The sequence below is a fragment of the Mycobacterium sp. 1245111.1 genome (genome assembly GCF_001673405.1).
GTDB lineage: Bacteria > Actinomycetota > Actinomycetes > Mycobacteriales > Mycobacteriaceae > Mycobacterium.
This window is the reverse complement of the sequence record NZ_LZLV01000136.1, coordinates 190,439-205,537: the sequence shown is the minus strand read 5'-3', so window position 1 is coordinate 205,537 and position 15,099 is coordinate 190,439. Positions and strand designations below refer to the sequence as shown.

The 15,099-nt window shown below is 66.0% G+C and carries 14 protein-coding genes; 9 read left to right on the top strand and 5 right to left on the bottom strand.

What is annotated here, in order from left to right; all coding sequences use genetic code 11:
* Positions 1–152 precede the first annotated feature (152 nt).
* Both A5658_RS22090 and A5658_RS22085 read left to right on the top strand, forming a co-directional pair.
* Positions 153–629: an SRPBCC family protein gene (locus A5658_RS22090; protein ID WP_067340190.1), complete on the top strand. Its 477-nt coding sequence runs from the start codon at positions 153–155 to the stop codon at positions 627–629.
* A complete protein-coding gene (locus A5658_RS22085; RefSeq protein WP_067340091.1) occupies positions 622–2,220 on the top strand; it encodes an NAD(P)/FAD-dependent oxidoreductase in 1,599 nt (532 codons plus the stop codon). The genes A5658_RS22090 and A5658_RS22085 overlap by 8 nt, the downstream gene beginning before the upstream one ends.
* Here A5658_RS22085 and A5658_RS22080 read toward each other — a convergent pair.
* On the bottom strand, positions 2,203–2,913 hold the full coding sequence (locus A5658_RS22080) for a TetR/AcrR family transcriptional regulator (protein WP_067340188.1): 711 nt from the start codon (positions 2,911–2,913) through the stop codon (positions 2,203–2,205). The two genes, A5658_RS22085 and A5658_RS22080, sit on opposite strands and share 18 nt — an antisense overlap.
* Positions 2,914–3,002: 89 nt before the next feature.
* Entirely contained in the window at positions 3,003–3,902 is a 900-nt protein-coding gene (locus tag A5658_RS22075) for an alpha/beta hydrolase-fold protein (protein ID WP_067340089.1), read from the bottom strand.
* Positions 3,903–4,103: 201 nt separating this feature from the next.
* Between A5658_RS22075 and A5658_RS22070 the strand changes: the two genes are divergently transcribed.
* Positions 4,104–4,727, top strand: coding sequence for a TetR/AcrR family transcriptional regulator (locus A5658_RS22070; protein WP_067340185.1), 624 nt, complete (start codon positions 4,104–4,106; stop codon positions 4,725–4,727).
* Between the two features lie 35 nt (positions 4,728–4,762).
* Here the strand turns inward: A5658_RS22070 and A5658_RS22065 are convergent, their stop codons facing one another.
* Positions 4,763–5,620 carry a DUF429 domain-containing protein gene (locus A5658_RS22065; protein WP_067340086.1) on the bottom strand — a complete coding sequence of 286 codons (858 nt, stop codon included), beginning with the start codon at positions 5,618–5,620 and terminating at the stop codon, positions 4,763–4,765.
* Positions 5,621–5,673: 53 nt separating this feature from the next.
* Between A5658_RS22065 and purB the strand changes: the two genes are divergently transcribed.
* Entirely contained in the window at positions 5,674–7,101 is a 1,428-nt protein-coding gene (gene purB, locus A5658_RS22060) for an adenylosuccinate lyase (protein WP_067340183.1), read from the top strand.
* Positions 7,098–8,318 carry a cytochrome P450 gene (locus A5658_RS22055; RefSeq protein ID WP_067340083.1) on the top strand — a complete coding sequence of 407 codons (1,221 nt, stop codon included), beginning with the start codon at positions 7,098–7,100 and terminating at the stop codon, positions 8,316–8,318. Before purB ends, A5658_RS22055 begins: the two co-directional genes overlap by 4 nt.
* On the opposite strand, the gene A5658_RS22050 is transcribed toward A5658_RS22055, so the two are convergent.
* Positions 8,315–8,935, bottom strand: coding sequence for a hypothetical protein (locus A5658_RS22050; RefSeq protein ID WP_067340081.1), 621 nt, complete (start codon positions 8,933–8,935; stop codon positions 8,315–8,317). The two genes, A5658_RS22055 and A5658_RS22050, sit on opposite strands and share 4 nt — an antisense overlap.
* Before the next feature lie 63 nt (positions 8,936–8,998).
* Between A5658_RS22050 and A5658_RS22045 the strand changes: the two genes are divergently transcribed.
* Entirely contained in the window at positions 8,999–9,892 is an 894-nt protein-coding gene (locus A5658_RS22045; protein ID WP_067340077.1) for a phosphoribosylaminoimidazolesuccinocarboxamide synthase, read from the top strand.
* On the top strand, positions 9,889–12,036 hold the full coding sequence (locus A5658_RS22040; protein WP_067340075.1) for a S9 family peptidase: 2,148 nt from the start codon (positions 9,889–9,891) through the stop codon (positions 12,034–12,036). The genes A5658_RS22045 and A5658_RS22040 overlap by 4 nt, the downstream gene beginning before the upstream one ends.
* A 111-nt stretch (positions 12,037–12,147) precedes the next feature.
* On the opposite strand, the gene A5658_RS22035 is transcribed toward A5658_RS22040, so the two are convergent.
* Positions 12,148–13,734 (bottom strand): DHA2 family efflux MFS transporter permease subunit, encoded by a 1,587-nt coding sequence (locus tag A5658_RS22035; protein WP_067340072.1) that lies wholly within the window; start codon positions 13,732–13,734, stop codon positions 12,148–12,150.
* 75 nt (positions 13,735–13,809) lie between these two features.
* On the opposite strand from A5658_RS22035, the gene A5658_RS22030 reads away from it, so the two are divergent.
* Both A5658_RS22030 and A5658_RS22025 read left to right on the top strand, forming a co-directional pair.
* Positions 13,810–14,298, top strand: a complete 489-nt coding sequence (locus tag A5658_RS22030) for a glutathione peroxidase (RefSeq protein WP_067340070.1) — start codon at positions 13,810–13,812, stop codon at positions 14,296–14,298.
* A 79-nt stretch (positions 14,299–14,377) separates the two neighbouring features.
* Positions 14,378–15,082 carry a DUF2334 domain-containing protein gene (locus A5658_RS22025; protein WP_067340067.1) on the top strand — a complete coding sequence of 235 codons (705 nt, stop codon included), beginning with the start codon at positions 14,378–14,380 and terminating at the stop codon, positions 15,080–15,082.
* Positions 15,083–15,099 lie beyond the last annotated feature (17 nt).

The window sequence follows — 15,099 nt, the reverse complement described above, 5'->3', positions numbered from 1 at the left end:
CTCTCTGACCGGCGCTTGACCAGCGTCGGGTTTCGCATCCGGTGCTGCCGGGTAGCTGGGATCGATGGCGCGGCAACGCGCAGTGGCGCTGGCAATGGCGCTTCGACGGCTGCCGATCGCTTGACCTCGAAACCCCGTGGACGGACGAGCAAATGGGCACTCCAGAAGAAGCATTCAGTTCGTTGACCGTGCGTCGGGAGACCTCGGCCAGCCGGCAACGGGTGTGGGACGTCATGGCCGACGGCTGGATGTATGTGCAATGGGTGGTAGGCAACAGCAGGATGCGCGCCGTCGATCCCGCGTGGCCCGAACCGGGCAGCACCATCTCGCACTCGATCGGCATCTGGCCCGCGGTTATCAACGACGAGACCATCAGTGAGGAATGTGTGCCGTTGGAACGGCTGGTCCTTTTGGCCAAACTAAGGCCGCTCGGATCCGCGCGAATCACCATGCGCCTCTTCGATATCGACGGGGGCTGCCGCATCGAGATGGCCGAGGTGCCGGTCGGGGGACCGATGAACCTGGTGCCCAAACGCCTCGCACTCGCGGCGGCGTGGCCGCGCAACCGGGAGTGCACGTGGCGGCTGGCGCGGCTGGCCGAGCGACGCGAATCACCCGTCGATGGGTAGAGCGGCGTCGAGCGCCGACGCGGTCGTGATCGGGGCCGGCCACAACGGCCTCGTTGCCGCGGCGATGCTTGCCGACGCGGGCTGGGACGTGATGGTGCTCGAGGCCCAAAACGAGCCAGGCGGCGCGGTGAAAAGCGCCGAACTGACCCCCGGGTACACCACCGATCTCTACAGCGCCTTCTATCCCCTCGCGGTCGCATCACCCGCGTTGCGGTCGCTCAACCTGGAAGATTACGGCCTGCGTTGGAGCCATGCGCCAGCCGTCGTCGGTCATCCCCGATCCTCGGACGACGAGAACGCGGCGATGATCTACCGCGACCTGGACGAAACGGCCGCGGCTCTCGACGAGCATGAGCCCGGCGATGGCGCACGCTGGCGCGAGGCGTGTGAGCAGTGGCAACGCATCAAGGACCCGCTGCTGACGAGTCTTTTCGCGCCGTTTCCACCCGTGCGTGGAGCGCTGCAATTACTGCGCCGACTGGGGACCGGCGGGTCGTTGCGATTCGTCCACCAATTGTTGCTGCCCGCAGGATTGATGGCGCAGAGTCTGTTCAAAGGTGAAGCCGCGCGACTGTTGTTGCTGGGCAACGCAATGCACGCCGACGTGCCGATCGACGCGCCGGGCGGCGGGATCATGGGTTACCTACTGATCATGATGGCCCAGGACGGCGGGTTCCCCGTGCCGGTGGGCGGCGCGGGTCAGCTGACGGCCGCACTGGTAGCTCGCGCCACCGCCGCCGGGGCGCACATCGAATGCGGCCGGCCGGTCGACAAAGTCGAAGTTCGTCACGGGCGTGCGGTCGCGGTCCGGACCTCTGACGGTGACTGCGTTCGCGTCCGCCGAGCGGTGATCGCAGACACGTCTGCGCCGCAGCTCTACCAACGGCTGCTGCCGGCCGACGCTCTACCGGCGGCCCTGCTGCGCAGCTTCGAGCGCTTCGTCTGGGACACACCGGTGCTCAAGATCGACTACGCGTTGAGCGCGCCGATCCCGTGGCGTTCGAAAAACCTGAACAAGGCCGGGACGGTCCACGTGGGCGCCGGCCACGACGGCTTGATCCGATGGATGGCCGACCTGAACACGGCGACCATCCCGCAGAACCCATTCATGTTGTTCGGGCAGATGAGTACCGCAGACCCCACCCGTTCGCCGACGGGTACCGAAAGTGCTTGGGCCTACACACATTTACCTCGGGGTGTGGCAGGCGACGACGCGGCCGACATCTTGGTTGAGCGTGTCGACAGTGTGCTGGAAGCGTACGCGCCGGGTTTCCATGACCAGATCGTCGCCAAGGCGATTCAACGTCCGTCCGATTTGCAGGCCGGCGACGCGAACCTGCACACCGGTGCGGTCAACGGGGGCACCTCCCAGCTCTTCCAGCAGCTGATCTTTCGCCCCGTGCCGGGACTTGGTCGCGCCGAAACCCCCGTGCAGAACGTCTACCTCGGCAGCGCCGGCGCATCCCCGGGCGGTGGGGTGCACGGTATGTGTGGCCGCAATGCCGCAAACGCGGCGTTGGCCGCGGCGGGTTGGAAGGGCTGGCCGCGACGGAGAATCAACCGCGCGGTGGTCTCACTGACCGTCCGGTGACGACTGCTCGATCAGCCGGCTGGCGTGATCGAGAATGCACGTCAGGCCGTACTCGAAGTTGATGTCGTCGGCGATGCCGATGCGGTGACCCTTCTGGGTCAACTGTGCGATCAGTGGCATGGTCTCGGGGTCGATCACCGAAGGCCCACTGCGACGGTAGGTTTCGGCTCCGTCGGATTTGTCCTGTAGCCGTTCCAGAACCGCCGCGCCCTGGGTGTGAACGGCGATGCTGGAATAGGTGTCGAACGCGTCCTCGGGCGACAGGCCGGCCTCCACCAACGCGGCGATCGCCTTCTCCAGCTTCTCGAAGGCCGCCAGCGTCGCCTCACGGCCGAAGGTGCCACGGATCAGGATCAGATCGCACAGGATCGGGTTGTCCCGAAACGTCTGGCGCATCTTGTGGGCGTGGTCGCGCAACGAGGTCCGCCAGTCCTGGCCCTCGACGAAGGGCGTGGCGAAGTCGTACTGACCCAGTGCCCGGTCGGTCATCGCGTTGAGCAGATCGTCCTTTTTCCGGAAGTACCAGTAAATGCTCGTGACGCCGACGTCGAGGTGCTTGGCCAGCAGCGGCATGCTCAATCCGTCGACTGACACCTCGCCGGCGACCTCAAACGCGCCGTTGATGATTTCGTCGACGCTGATCGATCCGCGTTCACGGCGTTGTCGCTTGTCCGCGACGGCCTGCCTCGCCAATTCGTCACCTCCGTGCACTGCGGCCATGATTTATGGCGCGTTATCGTAACAAATATAGTAAGGCTTCTGGTAGGGCGTGCAGGGCGTTGTTATGCCGTCAGCAGTGGTGCCATCCAGGTCAGTTCGGCGGGCAGTTGCGAACTCCAGAACGCCCCGTCGTGGCCGCCGGGGGAGAACCCGCCCGCCGGCGGGTTGGGCAACTGCGCGATGAATTGTTTGGTGGCGCCGTAGAACGGATCGCTGTTGCCGCAATCCACCCTGATCGGGATCGCTCCCAGCGCGGGCATGCCGAACACCGAGTTGGCGGCGAAATCACCGGGGCCGTCGAATGCGCCTGGGGCCGCCGCCCCCGATGACATCCACAGCGCGGGGCTCACCGCGCAGATCGCCGCCGTGCGGCCCGGCCCGAGTCGGCCGCCGAGCAGTAGTGCGCCGTAGCCGCCCATCGACCACCCCAGGAACCCGACCCGGGAGGTGTCCAGGCCCTGCCCGCCCAGCATCGGGATGAGCTCGCTCAACACCATCGCGCCGCTATCCTCGCCGGAAACCCTTTTGTGCCAATAACTTCCGCCACCGTCGACAGCCACCACAGCGAACGGTGGTAGACCGGCAGCGACCGCCTGGGCCAGCCCCTGCTCGACACCGCCCTCCATCACCGTGGCCGCGCTGCTGCCTTTGCCGTGCAGCGCGATCACCGGTCGCAGCGGTTTGCTCTGACCCGGGGGCCGGGCGATCGCCCAATTGGTGGCGACCCCACCGCGCGCTGCCGACACGAACGAACCGGTGACCATCGTAGGGGCCGGCGGCTGGTCGAGCGGCGGGCGCGGTGCCAGTGGGATTCCGGTGCCCGTCATCGCGACCGGCGGGGCCACCGGAGGGCGGCCGGGAAGCAGCCGGTCGATCGCATAGCCGCCGAGCGCTCCGGCGGCCGCGCCGGTGCCCAGGCGCAGCACGGTGCGACGACTCATCTCCGGCATGCCGGCCATCATAAAGCGCCGGTTCGGGGCCTCCGTCGGCCGAACGACTGACGACGGTTTATCTCGAAAGCCCGATGCGGCGGCATTTTGGCTGGCACCATGTCCTAGGTGACAGCAGCAGTGGCTTCCGAGGGGGCCTTCGCTCCCCAGGTCGCCGTCGCCGCCAACCAGGTCGCTTCCTCACCGGTGCCGGCCGCGCCGAAGGCCGTCGTCGTGCCGAAGGGCGCCGTCACTCCCAAGGGAGAACGCCGACGGTACGCGCTCGTCAGTGCTGCCGCCGAACTGCTGTGTGAAGGCGGTTTCGATGCGGTCCGGCACCGCGCCGTAGCCCGGCGCGCCGGCCTGCCGCTGGCGTCGACCACGTACTACTTCTCCAGCCTCGACGACCTGATCGCCAGCGCGGTCGCGCACATCGGAATGCTGGAGGTCGCGCAGCTGCGCGCTCAGGTCGCCACGTTGTCCCGCCGGCGCCGCAGCGCGGACAAGACCGCCGACCTGTTGGTCGATCTGCTCGTGGGCCACGAATCCGACTCGGGCCTGACCGAGCAATTGATATCCCGCTACGAACGACACATCGCCTGCGCCCGCTTGCCGGGGCTGCGTGACATCCAGCGCCGCAACATGCGACAGCGGGTCGATGCCGTCGCGGAGGTGATCGAGCGGTCGGGACGATCGGTGCGTCCGGAGCTCGTCTCGGCATTGATCTGCACCGTCGACGGGGCGGTGGTCTCGGCGCTGGTCGACGAGCTTCAAGACCCGCGAGCCGTGGCGCGAGCCACGGTGATCGATGTCATCGACGCAGTGGCGCCGTTCGACCGGCGACCCGTGCAAATCTGATTTCGCTTCGCTGAAATGGCTTGTCGCACCGGTCTTTAACTGCTGTCGAGTTGCCGGCGGATCTCGGCCAGCCCCCGCTGCGCCTGGTCGAGGAGCGCGGCGACCTGCGTGACGCGTTCACGTAATTCGTCGTTATCCCGCTGCGGCGCAACGCGTCCGCGGCGCGCGGATACGTCGGACGGCAAAGTGGGGGTGACGATGTAGCCGCTCGCGTAATCGCCGTAGATCGTCACGTCTTCGGGCCGGTGGTACCAATACAGCGCGACGTAGGCGCACAGCACGGCGTCGACGGGATCTTCGTCGCGGTCGAGTTGCACCGGCCGGGCCGCGGCCGCCACCCGTTTGCGAAGTTCTACCCAGGACATGTTGTGGTTGACCCGCAGCCGCGGCGTCGCGTTGTCGAGCCCCTCGATCAGCGTCATCAACTGCAGCAGCTCATGCTGACGCGTTTCGAACGACCCCTTCTTGTACTTCAGGGTTTTCTCCAGACCGAACAACGCGATGGTCGCCGGATGCGGATAGACCTCGATGGCCCGCCGCGGGGAATTCGACGCCGGATCCATGTCGAGGGTCAGCGCGCCCGCGATGCGGGCCGCGCGCGGATGCGCGAGCGCCGGGTTCGTGGTGTTGGCCGGATGCGCGCCGGCCTCGAAGCGGTGGAAGTCGCGGTTGAGCGCTGCCTCGCACGGCCGCGATCCCGCCGGATTGGTGACGACCAGGGGAGCGTCGATCGCGACCAGGCAGTCGTCGCTGACGTAGGGCTCGATGGCCGCCTCGATGCTGGCATCGTCGTGCGCGGCACCGACGTGCAGCAATCGGCCGTCCGAGTCGACGACGGCAACGCCGGTGTTGTTCTTCTCGCCCCAGGCCAGATCGAGCCCGACAAAGTGCATGAGGTCACTGTGCCTGATTCGCGCCCGGCGCGGCGCCGTTAAGCTGTGTGTTTGTGACGATCCCGAATGTGCTGGCCAACCGCTACGCCAGCGCCGAGATGGTGGCGATCTGGTCGCCCGAGGCCAAGATCGTCGCCGAGCGGCGACTGTGGCTGGCCGTGCTGCGCGCCCAGATCGAACTGGGCGTGGAAGGCACTGTGGTGCCTGAGGCCGCGATTGCCGACTACGAACGGGTGCTCGAGGATGTCGACCTCGCCTCGATCGCCGCCCGGGAGCGGGTGACGCGGCACGACGTGAAGGCCCGCATCGAGGAGTTCAACGCGTTGGCCGGCCACGAGCACGTCCACAAGGGGATGACCAGTCGCGACTTGACCGAGAATGTCGAGCAGCTCCAGGTGCGCCGGTCGCTGGAGTTGGTGTTCGCTCATGGCGTCGCCGTGGTCGCCCGGCTCGCCGAGCGCGCCGCGACCTACCGCGACCTGGTGATGGCCGGCCGCAGCCACAACGTCGCCGCGCAGGCCACCACGTTGGGCAAGCGGTTCGCCTCGGCGGCACAGGAGACGCTGGTCGCGTTGACGAGGTTGCGCGACCTGATCGACCGCTACCCGCTGCGCGGCATCAAGGGCCCGATGGGGACCGCACAGGACATGCTGGACCTGCTCGGCGGCGACGCGGCCAAGCTTGCCGACCTCGAGCAACGCATCGCTGAATTCCTGGGATTCGCAACAGTTTTGACCAGTGTGGGCCAGGTGTATCCGCGCTCGCTCGACCACGACGTGGTGTCGGCTCTGGTGCAGCTGGGCGCAGGTCCATCATCGCTGGCGCACACCATCCGGCTGATGGCCGGCCACGACCTCGTCACCGAAGGCTTTGCGCAAGGACAGGTCGGCTCGTCGGCCATGCCGCACAAAATGAACACTCGAAGCTGCGAGCGGGTTAACGGGCTGCAGGTCATCCTGCGTGGGTACGGCTCGATGGCGGCCGAGCTGGCGGGTGCGCAGTGGAACGAGGGTGACGTCTTTTGTTCCGTCGTGCGACGAGTAACGTTGCCGGACAGCTTCTTTGCCATCGACGGGCAGATCGAGACGATGCTGACCGTGCTCGACGAATTCGGCGCATACCCGGCGGTGATCCAGCGCGAGCTGGATCGCTACCTGCCGTTCCTGGCCACCACCAAGGTCTTGATCGCCGCGGTACGTGCCGGCGTGGGCCGGGAGACGGCGCATGAGGTGATCAAGGAGCATGCGGTCGCCGCGGCGCTGGCCATGCGGGAGCAGGGTGTCGACCCGAATCTGTTGGACCGGTTGGCCGCTGATCCGCGACTGCCGTTGGACCGAGCCGCGATCGACGCCGCGTTGGCCGACCGCAAGGCGTTCATCGGCGCGGCCGGTGACCAGGTCGACGCGGTTATCGCAGAGGTCGATGCGCTGGTCGCGCGTTACCCCGACGCGGCGAAGTACACGCCGGGCGCCATCCTGTGACGCTCGCGGAGATCGACTTCACCGATCTGGATAACTTCGCCAGCGGTTTTCCCCACGACCTGTTCGCCATCCACCGGCGCGAGGCACCGGTGTACTGGCACCACCCGACCGAGCACACCCCCGACGGGGAGGGCTTCTGGTCGATCGCTTCCTACGCGGAAACGCTTGCGGTACTCAAGGATCCGATACTCTTCTCGTCGGTCACCGGTGGTGACCGGCCGTTCGGTGGGACCCTGTTGCAGGATCTGTCGATCGCGGGACAGGTACTCAACATGATGGACGATCCGCGGCATTCGCAGATTCGGCGACTGGTCAGCTCCGGGCTGACCCCGCGGATGATCGGACTGGTCGAAGATGATCTGCGGGCCCGAACCCGTCGCCTGGTGGACGCGGTGGTGCCCGGCGAGCCCTTCGACTTTCTCGTCGACGTCGCCGCCGAGCTGCCGATGCAGATGATCTGCATCCTGCTGGGAGTGCCAGAATCCGAACGGCATTGGCTGTTCGAAGCGATCGAGCCGCAATTCGACTTCGGTGGCTCGCGCAAGGCGGCACTGTCTCAGTTGTCGGCCGAGGAAGCCAGCTCGCGCATGTATACCTATGGGCAGGAACTGATCGCGTCGAAGCGGGCGCAGCCGACCGACGACATGTTGTCAGTGGTCGCCAACGCTGATACCGCCGACGGGCCGGCGATGTCCGATCTCGAGCTCTACCTGTTCTTCAGTCTGCTGTTCAGCGCCGGCGCCGAGACCACCCGCAATGCCGTCGCGGGTGGCTTGCTGGCGCTGGCCCAGCACCCGGAGCAATTGCGCTCGCTGCGTGACGATTTGGATGCGCTGCCTGTCGCGGTCGAAGAGATGGTCCGATGGACATCGCCGTCGCCGTCCAAGCGGCGCACCGCCACCCGCGACGTAGTGCTCGGCGACGTCTCGATCGCAGCGGGGCAGAAGGTGCAGATCTGGGAAGGCTCGGCCAACCGCGACGATTCCGTGTTCGACCACGCCGACGAATTCGATATCGCGCGAAAGCCCAACCCACACCTGGGTTTTGGCCAAGGCGTACATTACTGTCTGGGTGCAAACCTGGCGCGGCTGGAACTGCGAGTGTTATTCGAAGAACTGCTGACCCGCTTCGCCGACGTCCGAGTCGTGCGTGACGTCGAATGGACGCGCAGCAACCGGCACACGGGCATTCGGCACCTGGTAGTGGAACTGCGCTAGCGCGTTCTGACGGCCATTCCCGCCGAACGCAATTCGATGGCGGCCAGGCCGTGGATGGCATGCGGGTCCCCGGCCCGCCACGCCCCGACCGGGTCGGGGGTGACGGCGGTGAGCCGGGCCAACGGCCGGTTGGCCAAGGCGCGCAGCGCCAGCAGCTGCGCGCCGGCAGGCGTGGCGGCCAGCGCTCCCACGGTCAACTTGCGCCGGACGAATCGGATGCGCAACACCAGCCACGGCACCACCACCCCGAGTGTCGGTGGCGCCGCGACTGCCAACGCCAACACGATGGCCAGCCAGCTCGCGGTGGTGTCCAGGTTGTGGCCGGCGCCGGCGATGTCGAGCGCGGCCTTGCTGGCCGCGGTCAGCGGCTCGCTGACGGCCTTGCCGACCAGGGGGATGTGGTCGGCGCTGTGGCCGGCCGACTTCAGGCTCTCGGAGACACCGTCGGCGCCGCCCTGGACCTGTCGGCCCACATCGGCGATCGTGGAGACCGCGCCGTGCACCGCCAGGCCGACGATCACCCAGATGAACGACCAGATCACCACGACGGTGTCGCTGAACAACTGAGCCAGCAGCCGGCCCGGGGTGTTGGCGTAGGGGATGAACCGCGATTTCATATCTTGATCCCAGCACAGGGTCGGTCTGCGAGTCGGCTTTCGGTAGACCGTTAGGCTGTCCCGATGCGTCCCGCTCTGTCCGACTACCAGCACTTGGCCAGTGGCAAAGTCCGCGAGCTGTACCGTATCGACGACGGTCACCTGTTATTCGTCGCGAGCGACCGGATCTCGGCGTTCGACTACGTGCTCGACAGCGTGATCCCCGACAAGGGACGCATCTTGACCGCGATGAGCGTGTTCTTCTTCGGCCTCGTCGAGGCGCCCAACCACTTGGCCGGCCCACCGGACGACGCCCGTATTCCCGACGAGGTGCTGGGCCGCGCCCTGGTGGTGCGGCAGCTCGAGATGATGCCCATCGAATGTGTTGCGCGTGGATATCTCACCGGCTCGGGGCTGCTGGACTATCAGGCGACCGGCAAGGTCTGCGGCATCACCCTGCCGCCGGGCCTGGTCGAGGCCAGCCGATTCGCCACACCGCTGTTCACCCCCGCGACGAAAGCCGAGCTGGGAGAACACGATGAGAACATCACGTTCCCCCGGGTGATCGAGATGGTCGGCGGCGTCCGCGCCAACCAATTGCGTGACCGCACGTTGCAGACCTACATGCAGGCGGCCGACCACGCGCTGACGAAGGGAATCATCATCGCCGACACCAAGTTCGAGTTCGGCGTGGACGGCAACGGCAACCTGATACTGGCCGACGAAGTGTTCACCCCCGACTCGTCGCGGTACTGGCCAGCCGCCGAATATCGGGTCGGTGAGGTGCAGAACAGCTTCGACAAACAGTTCGTCCGCAACTGGCTGCTCAGTTCCGAATCGGGTTGGGATCGCGGCGGAACGCAGCCGCCACCCCCACTGCCGGATGACATCGTCGACGCCACCCGCGCCCGTTATATCGAAGCGTACGAACGCATTTCCGGGTTGAAGTTCGACGACTGGATCGGTTCGGCCGCATGAGTTCTCGTATTGAACCGCCGGTCGCCAAACGGGTCGACTCGCGGCGCGAGTTTCACGATGACGTCTTCGTCGACCCCTACGAGTGGCTGCGGGACAAGTCCAACCCCGAGGTGATCAGCTACCTGGAGGCCGAGAACGAGTACGCCGACCAGCAGACCGCCTCACTAGAGCCGTTGCGGCAGAAGATCTTCGACGAGATCAAAGCGCGAACCAAAGAGACTGACCTCTCGGTTCCGGTCCGCCGCGGTGACTGGTGGTACTACGCCCGCAGTTTCGAAGGCAAGCAGTACGGGGTCCAATGCCGTTGCCCGGTAACTGATCCGACCGACTGGGATCCGCCGGTGCTCGACGAACACACCGAGATCCCAGGCGAGCAGGTGCTGCTCGACGAGAACGTCGAAGCCGACGGGCACGACTTCTTCTCCCTCGGTGCGGCCAGCATCAGCCCGGACGGAAACGTGCTCGCATACTCCGTCGACGTGGTCGGCGACGAGCGATACACGTTGCGGTTCAGGAATCTTGTCACGGGTGAGCAGTATCCCGATGAGATCGTCGGCATCGGCGCGGGCGTGACCTGGGGTACCGACAACAGGACCGTCTACTACGTCACCGTCGACGCCGCATGGCGGCCCGACACTGTGTGGCGGCACCGACTGGCGTCCGGCCTGCCGGCCGAAAAGGTGTATCACGAAGCAGACGAGAAATATTGGCTCGCCGTAGGTCGAAGCCGCAGCGACAAGTACGTGTTGATCGCCGCGGGATCGGCGATAACCTCGGAGGTACGCTACGCCGACGCCGCCGACCCGGAGGCCGAATTTGTCACGGTGTTGCCGCGCCGCGACGGCATCGAGTACTCGGTGGAGCACGCGATCGTCGGCGGTCGGGATCGATTCCTGATCCTGCACAACGAGAATGCGGTGAACTTCCAGCTGGCCGAGGCGCCGGTCGACGACCCCGCCGACCAGCGCACGCTGATCGAACACCGCGACGACGTGCGGCTCGACGGCGTCGATGCCTTCGCCGGCCACTTGGTGGTCAGCTATCGCGGTGAGGCGCTGCCGCGAATCCAGTTGTGGCCGATCGAGGATGACGGGTATGGCCGGCCGGAGGAGATCTCGTTCGATTCCGAACTGATGTCGGCCGGACTGGGCGCGAATCCGAACTGGGCCTCGCCCAAGCTGCGAATCGGCGCCGGATCGTTCGTGACGCCGGTGCGGATCTACGACCTCGACCTGGTCACCGGCGAGCGCACGCTGCTGCGTGAGCAACCGGTGCTCGGCGACTATCGCCGCGAAGACTACGTCGAGCGCCGGGAATGGGCGCACGCCGCGGACGGAACCAAGATCCCGATCTCGATCGTGCACCGCGCCGACATTGAATTCCCGGCTCCGGCATTGGTTTACGGCTACGGCGCCTACGAGATTTGTGAGGACCCCCGGTTCTCCATCGCTCGGCTGTCGCTGCTCGACCGCGGCATGATCTTCGCGGTCGCCCACGTCCGCGGCGGCGGCGAGATGGGCCGGCTGTGGTACGAGCACGGCAAGCTGTTCGAGAAGAAGAACACCTTCACCGACTTCATCGCCGTCGGACAGCATTTGGTCGACAGTGGGCAGACCCGCCCGCAGCAGTTGGTGGCGCTGGGTGGAAGCGCCGGCGGCCTGCTCATGGGTGCGGTGGCCAACATGGCGCCCGAGTTGTTCGCCGGGATTCTGGCGCAGGTGCCGTTCGTCGATCCGCTGACCACGATCCTGGACCCGTCGCTGCCGCTGACCGTTACCGAGTGGGACGAATGGGGAAACCCGTTGAGCGACAGCGATGTTTACCACTACATGAAATCGTATTCGCCGTACGAGAATGTCACCGCACAGCACTATCCGGCGATTCTGGCGATGACGTCGCTGCACGACACCCGGGTCTACTACGTCGAGCCAGCCAAATGGGTTGCCGCACTACGGCATACCAAAGTCGGCAGTAACCCGGTGCTGCTGAAAACCCAGATGACCGCGGGCCACGGTGGCATCAGCGGACGCTACGAGCGCTGGAAAGAGACGGCCTACCAATACGCATGGCTGCTAGCAGCCGCCGATCGCGACAACTACGGCAGCGGCCAGGTAGACGATCTCCTCAGCGGTGCGCAGGGGTAGCCGGGTCGTCATCGACGCCGGCGGGTTGGGCATCCGGCGTCGAGTGTGCATGTTGTGGTCGCGAAAATCGCGGATCGGCATCGATAAACTGCACAGTCGACGAGTAGCGCTCTAGACGGGCACCGTGGACTGGGCGCGACCGGGCGGCGGTGGCTTGTTGGGCAGGAACGCCACCGGCAGAAGCGTCACCGCCACAACGACAATCGAGACCGCCAAGACGAGCGTGTAGGAGTGGGTCAGGTCGTGCATCAGCCGCGCGGTGAATTCGGCGGAGACCTGGTGATGTGATGGAACGGGTACACCGTGTCTGGTGAACTTTCCACGCAGGATGCCGAGTTTTTCTGCGGTACCGATGGTTTCGCTGCGATTGAACTGACTGGTCAAGATCACCGACATCAACGCGGTGCCTACCGCGACCGCGACGTGCTGGTTGACGCTGAGGAGCGTCGAACCGCGGGCCACCTCGTTCGGCGCCAGAGTCTGAACCGCGGCCCCGGACAGCGGCGTCAGGGTGCAGCCCAGGCCGATACCGGTCGTCACCAGCCCCAGCATCAGGGTCGGTAGGTAATCTGCCTGTTGCCATGCGCCGTAGGCGAATACGCTCAACCCGGCGGAGATCAGGGCGAGCCCGACCAGCAGTACGTTGCGGGGTCCGCGCTTGTCCATCAAGGTGCCAGCCAGCGGCATGGTCAGCATCGCGCCGAGCCCCTGCGGGATCAGCTGAAGCCCGGACTGCAGCGGCGTCTCGTGCAGAAGCTGCTGCAGATAGCTCGGAACCACGAGGACTGCGCCGAAAAACCCGACCGAGAACAAGAACATCGAAATGTTGGACAATGTCACGGCCCGGTTCTTGAACAAGGCCAGGTCGATCAGCGGATGGTCGGAGCGATGCAACGCGTGTAGGACGAACGCGGTGACCAACGCGAGGCCGATCAGTCCCGGTATCCACACGTGGTGGTCGGTGAAGCTGTCCCGCCGCGGCACCGAGGAGATCCCGAACAGAAGTGACGCCAATCCCGGTGACAGCAACAACATCCCGACGAAGTCGAATGCCTCCGACGGGCGCGGTCGATCCTTCGGGAAGATCAACGCCGCGGATACCAGCAAGATCACACCGACCGGCAGGTTGATCCGGAAGATCCACTCCCACCCGTAGGCGCTGATCAGCCAGCCGCCCAGAACCGGCCCGCACATCGGGGCCAGCAGCATCGGGATACCGAGTACCGCCATCAATCGGCCGAGTCGTCTCGGGCCGGCTTCGCGGGTCAGGATGATCAGCGTCAACGGCACCAGCATCCCGCCACCCAGGCCCTGGATGACGCGAAAAGCGATGAGCTGATTGATATTCGATGCCAGCGAGCACAGCAGCGACGCGCACGTGAACCACAGGGCCGCGCCCATGAACAGCCGCTTGGTGCCGAATCGGTCAGACGCCCAGCCGGCCAGCGGAATGACGGTGGCTTGCCCGAGCGTGTAGCCGGTGATCGTCCACGCGACAACGGCCTGCGTCGAGCCGAATTCCCCGATGAACGTGCGCTGCGCGACGCTGACCACCGTGCCGTCCAGAATCGCCATCACCGAGGCGAGGATGCAGACCCCGGCGATCCTCAGCAGCCCGGCATCGAGCGAGTCGGGATAGTCGGGTGGGTCGTCGGCGTCCGGTGCCGTGTCCGTCGGCGGTGCCGCGCGAGAAACCATATGGGCCAGCGTAACGACAGACTAGCTGGTGATCAATCTAAGTTGCGGGGGATGCGATGCAGGTAGCCTCCGACTATGACTGTGACCGAGATCCCTTTGACCGGCCTCGACGGCGGATCCTTATCGCTGGCCGACTACAACGACCGCGCCGTGCTCGTCGTCAATGTGGCATCCAAATGCGGTCTGACGCCGCAATATGCCGCGCTGGAGCAGCTGGCGCGCGACTACGGCGAGCGCGGTCTCACCGTCCTGGGGGTGCCGTGCAACCAGTTCATGGGCCAGGAGCCCGGCACCGCCGAGGAGATTCAGACCTTCTGCTCCACCACCTACGGTGTGACGTTTCCGCTACTGGCGAAAACCGAGGTAAACGGACCGGGCCGGCACCCGTTGTACGCCGAGCTGACCAAGACACCCGATGCTGCCGGCGACGCCGGTGACGTGCAGTGGAACTTCGAGAAGTTCCTGATCGCACCGGGCGGCCAGGTGGTCAACCGATTCCGGCCGCAGACCGTGCCCGATGCGCCCGAGGTGATCGCGGCAGTCGAGGCCGTCCTCCCGAATTAGCTGGTGGACCTATCGAACTGACGCTTTCTGTCCGCGTGTATGTCACTGTCCGGACACCTGACATCGTCAAAATTGAGATGTGTCTGGGAAGCTGATCGTCTCGGTGTCCGGGATTCGCGATCGCACGTTGGACGACGTCGCCGAGTTCTGCGAAAAGATGGACACCCGCTCCGTGCCGGTGTCGCTGCTGGTTGCCCCTCGGTTGAAGGGTGGCTACAAGCTGGATCAGGACCCGGTGACCGTCGAGTGGCTGACGGCCCGACGCGCCGGCGGTGACGCCATCCTGCTCAACGGATACGACGACGCAGCCACCAAGAAGCGCCGCGGCGAATTCGCCAGCCTGCCGGCGCATGAGGCCAACCTGCGATTGATGGCCGCGGACCGGGTGCTCGAACACCTCGGCCTGCGCACCCGGCTCTTCGCGGCGCCGCGCTGGACCGCGTCGCCCGGAACAGTTACTGCCTTGCCGCGCAACGGTTTCCGGTTGCTTGCCGATCTGCACGAGATCACCGACCTGGTCCGGCAGACGAGCGTGCGGGCGCGGGTGCTGGGCATCGGTGAAGGCTTCCTGTCCGAGCCGTGGTGGTGCCGGATGCTGGTGCTGTCGGCCGAGCGCGTGGCGCGCCGTGACGGCGTCGTCCGGGTCGCGGTGGCGGCCAGTCACTTGCGCAAGCCTGGTCCGCTGCAAGCGATGCTGGACGCGGTCGACATCTCACGGCTGCAGGGCTGCGAACCGACCCAATACCAATGGCGGCCGGATCAGGCCATTCTCGACGCGGCCTGACCGCAGCGGTCGCTACT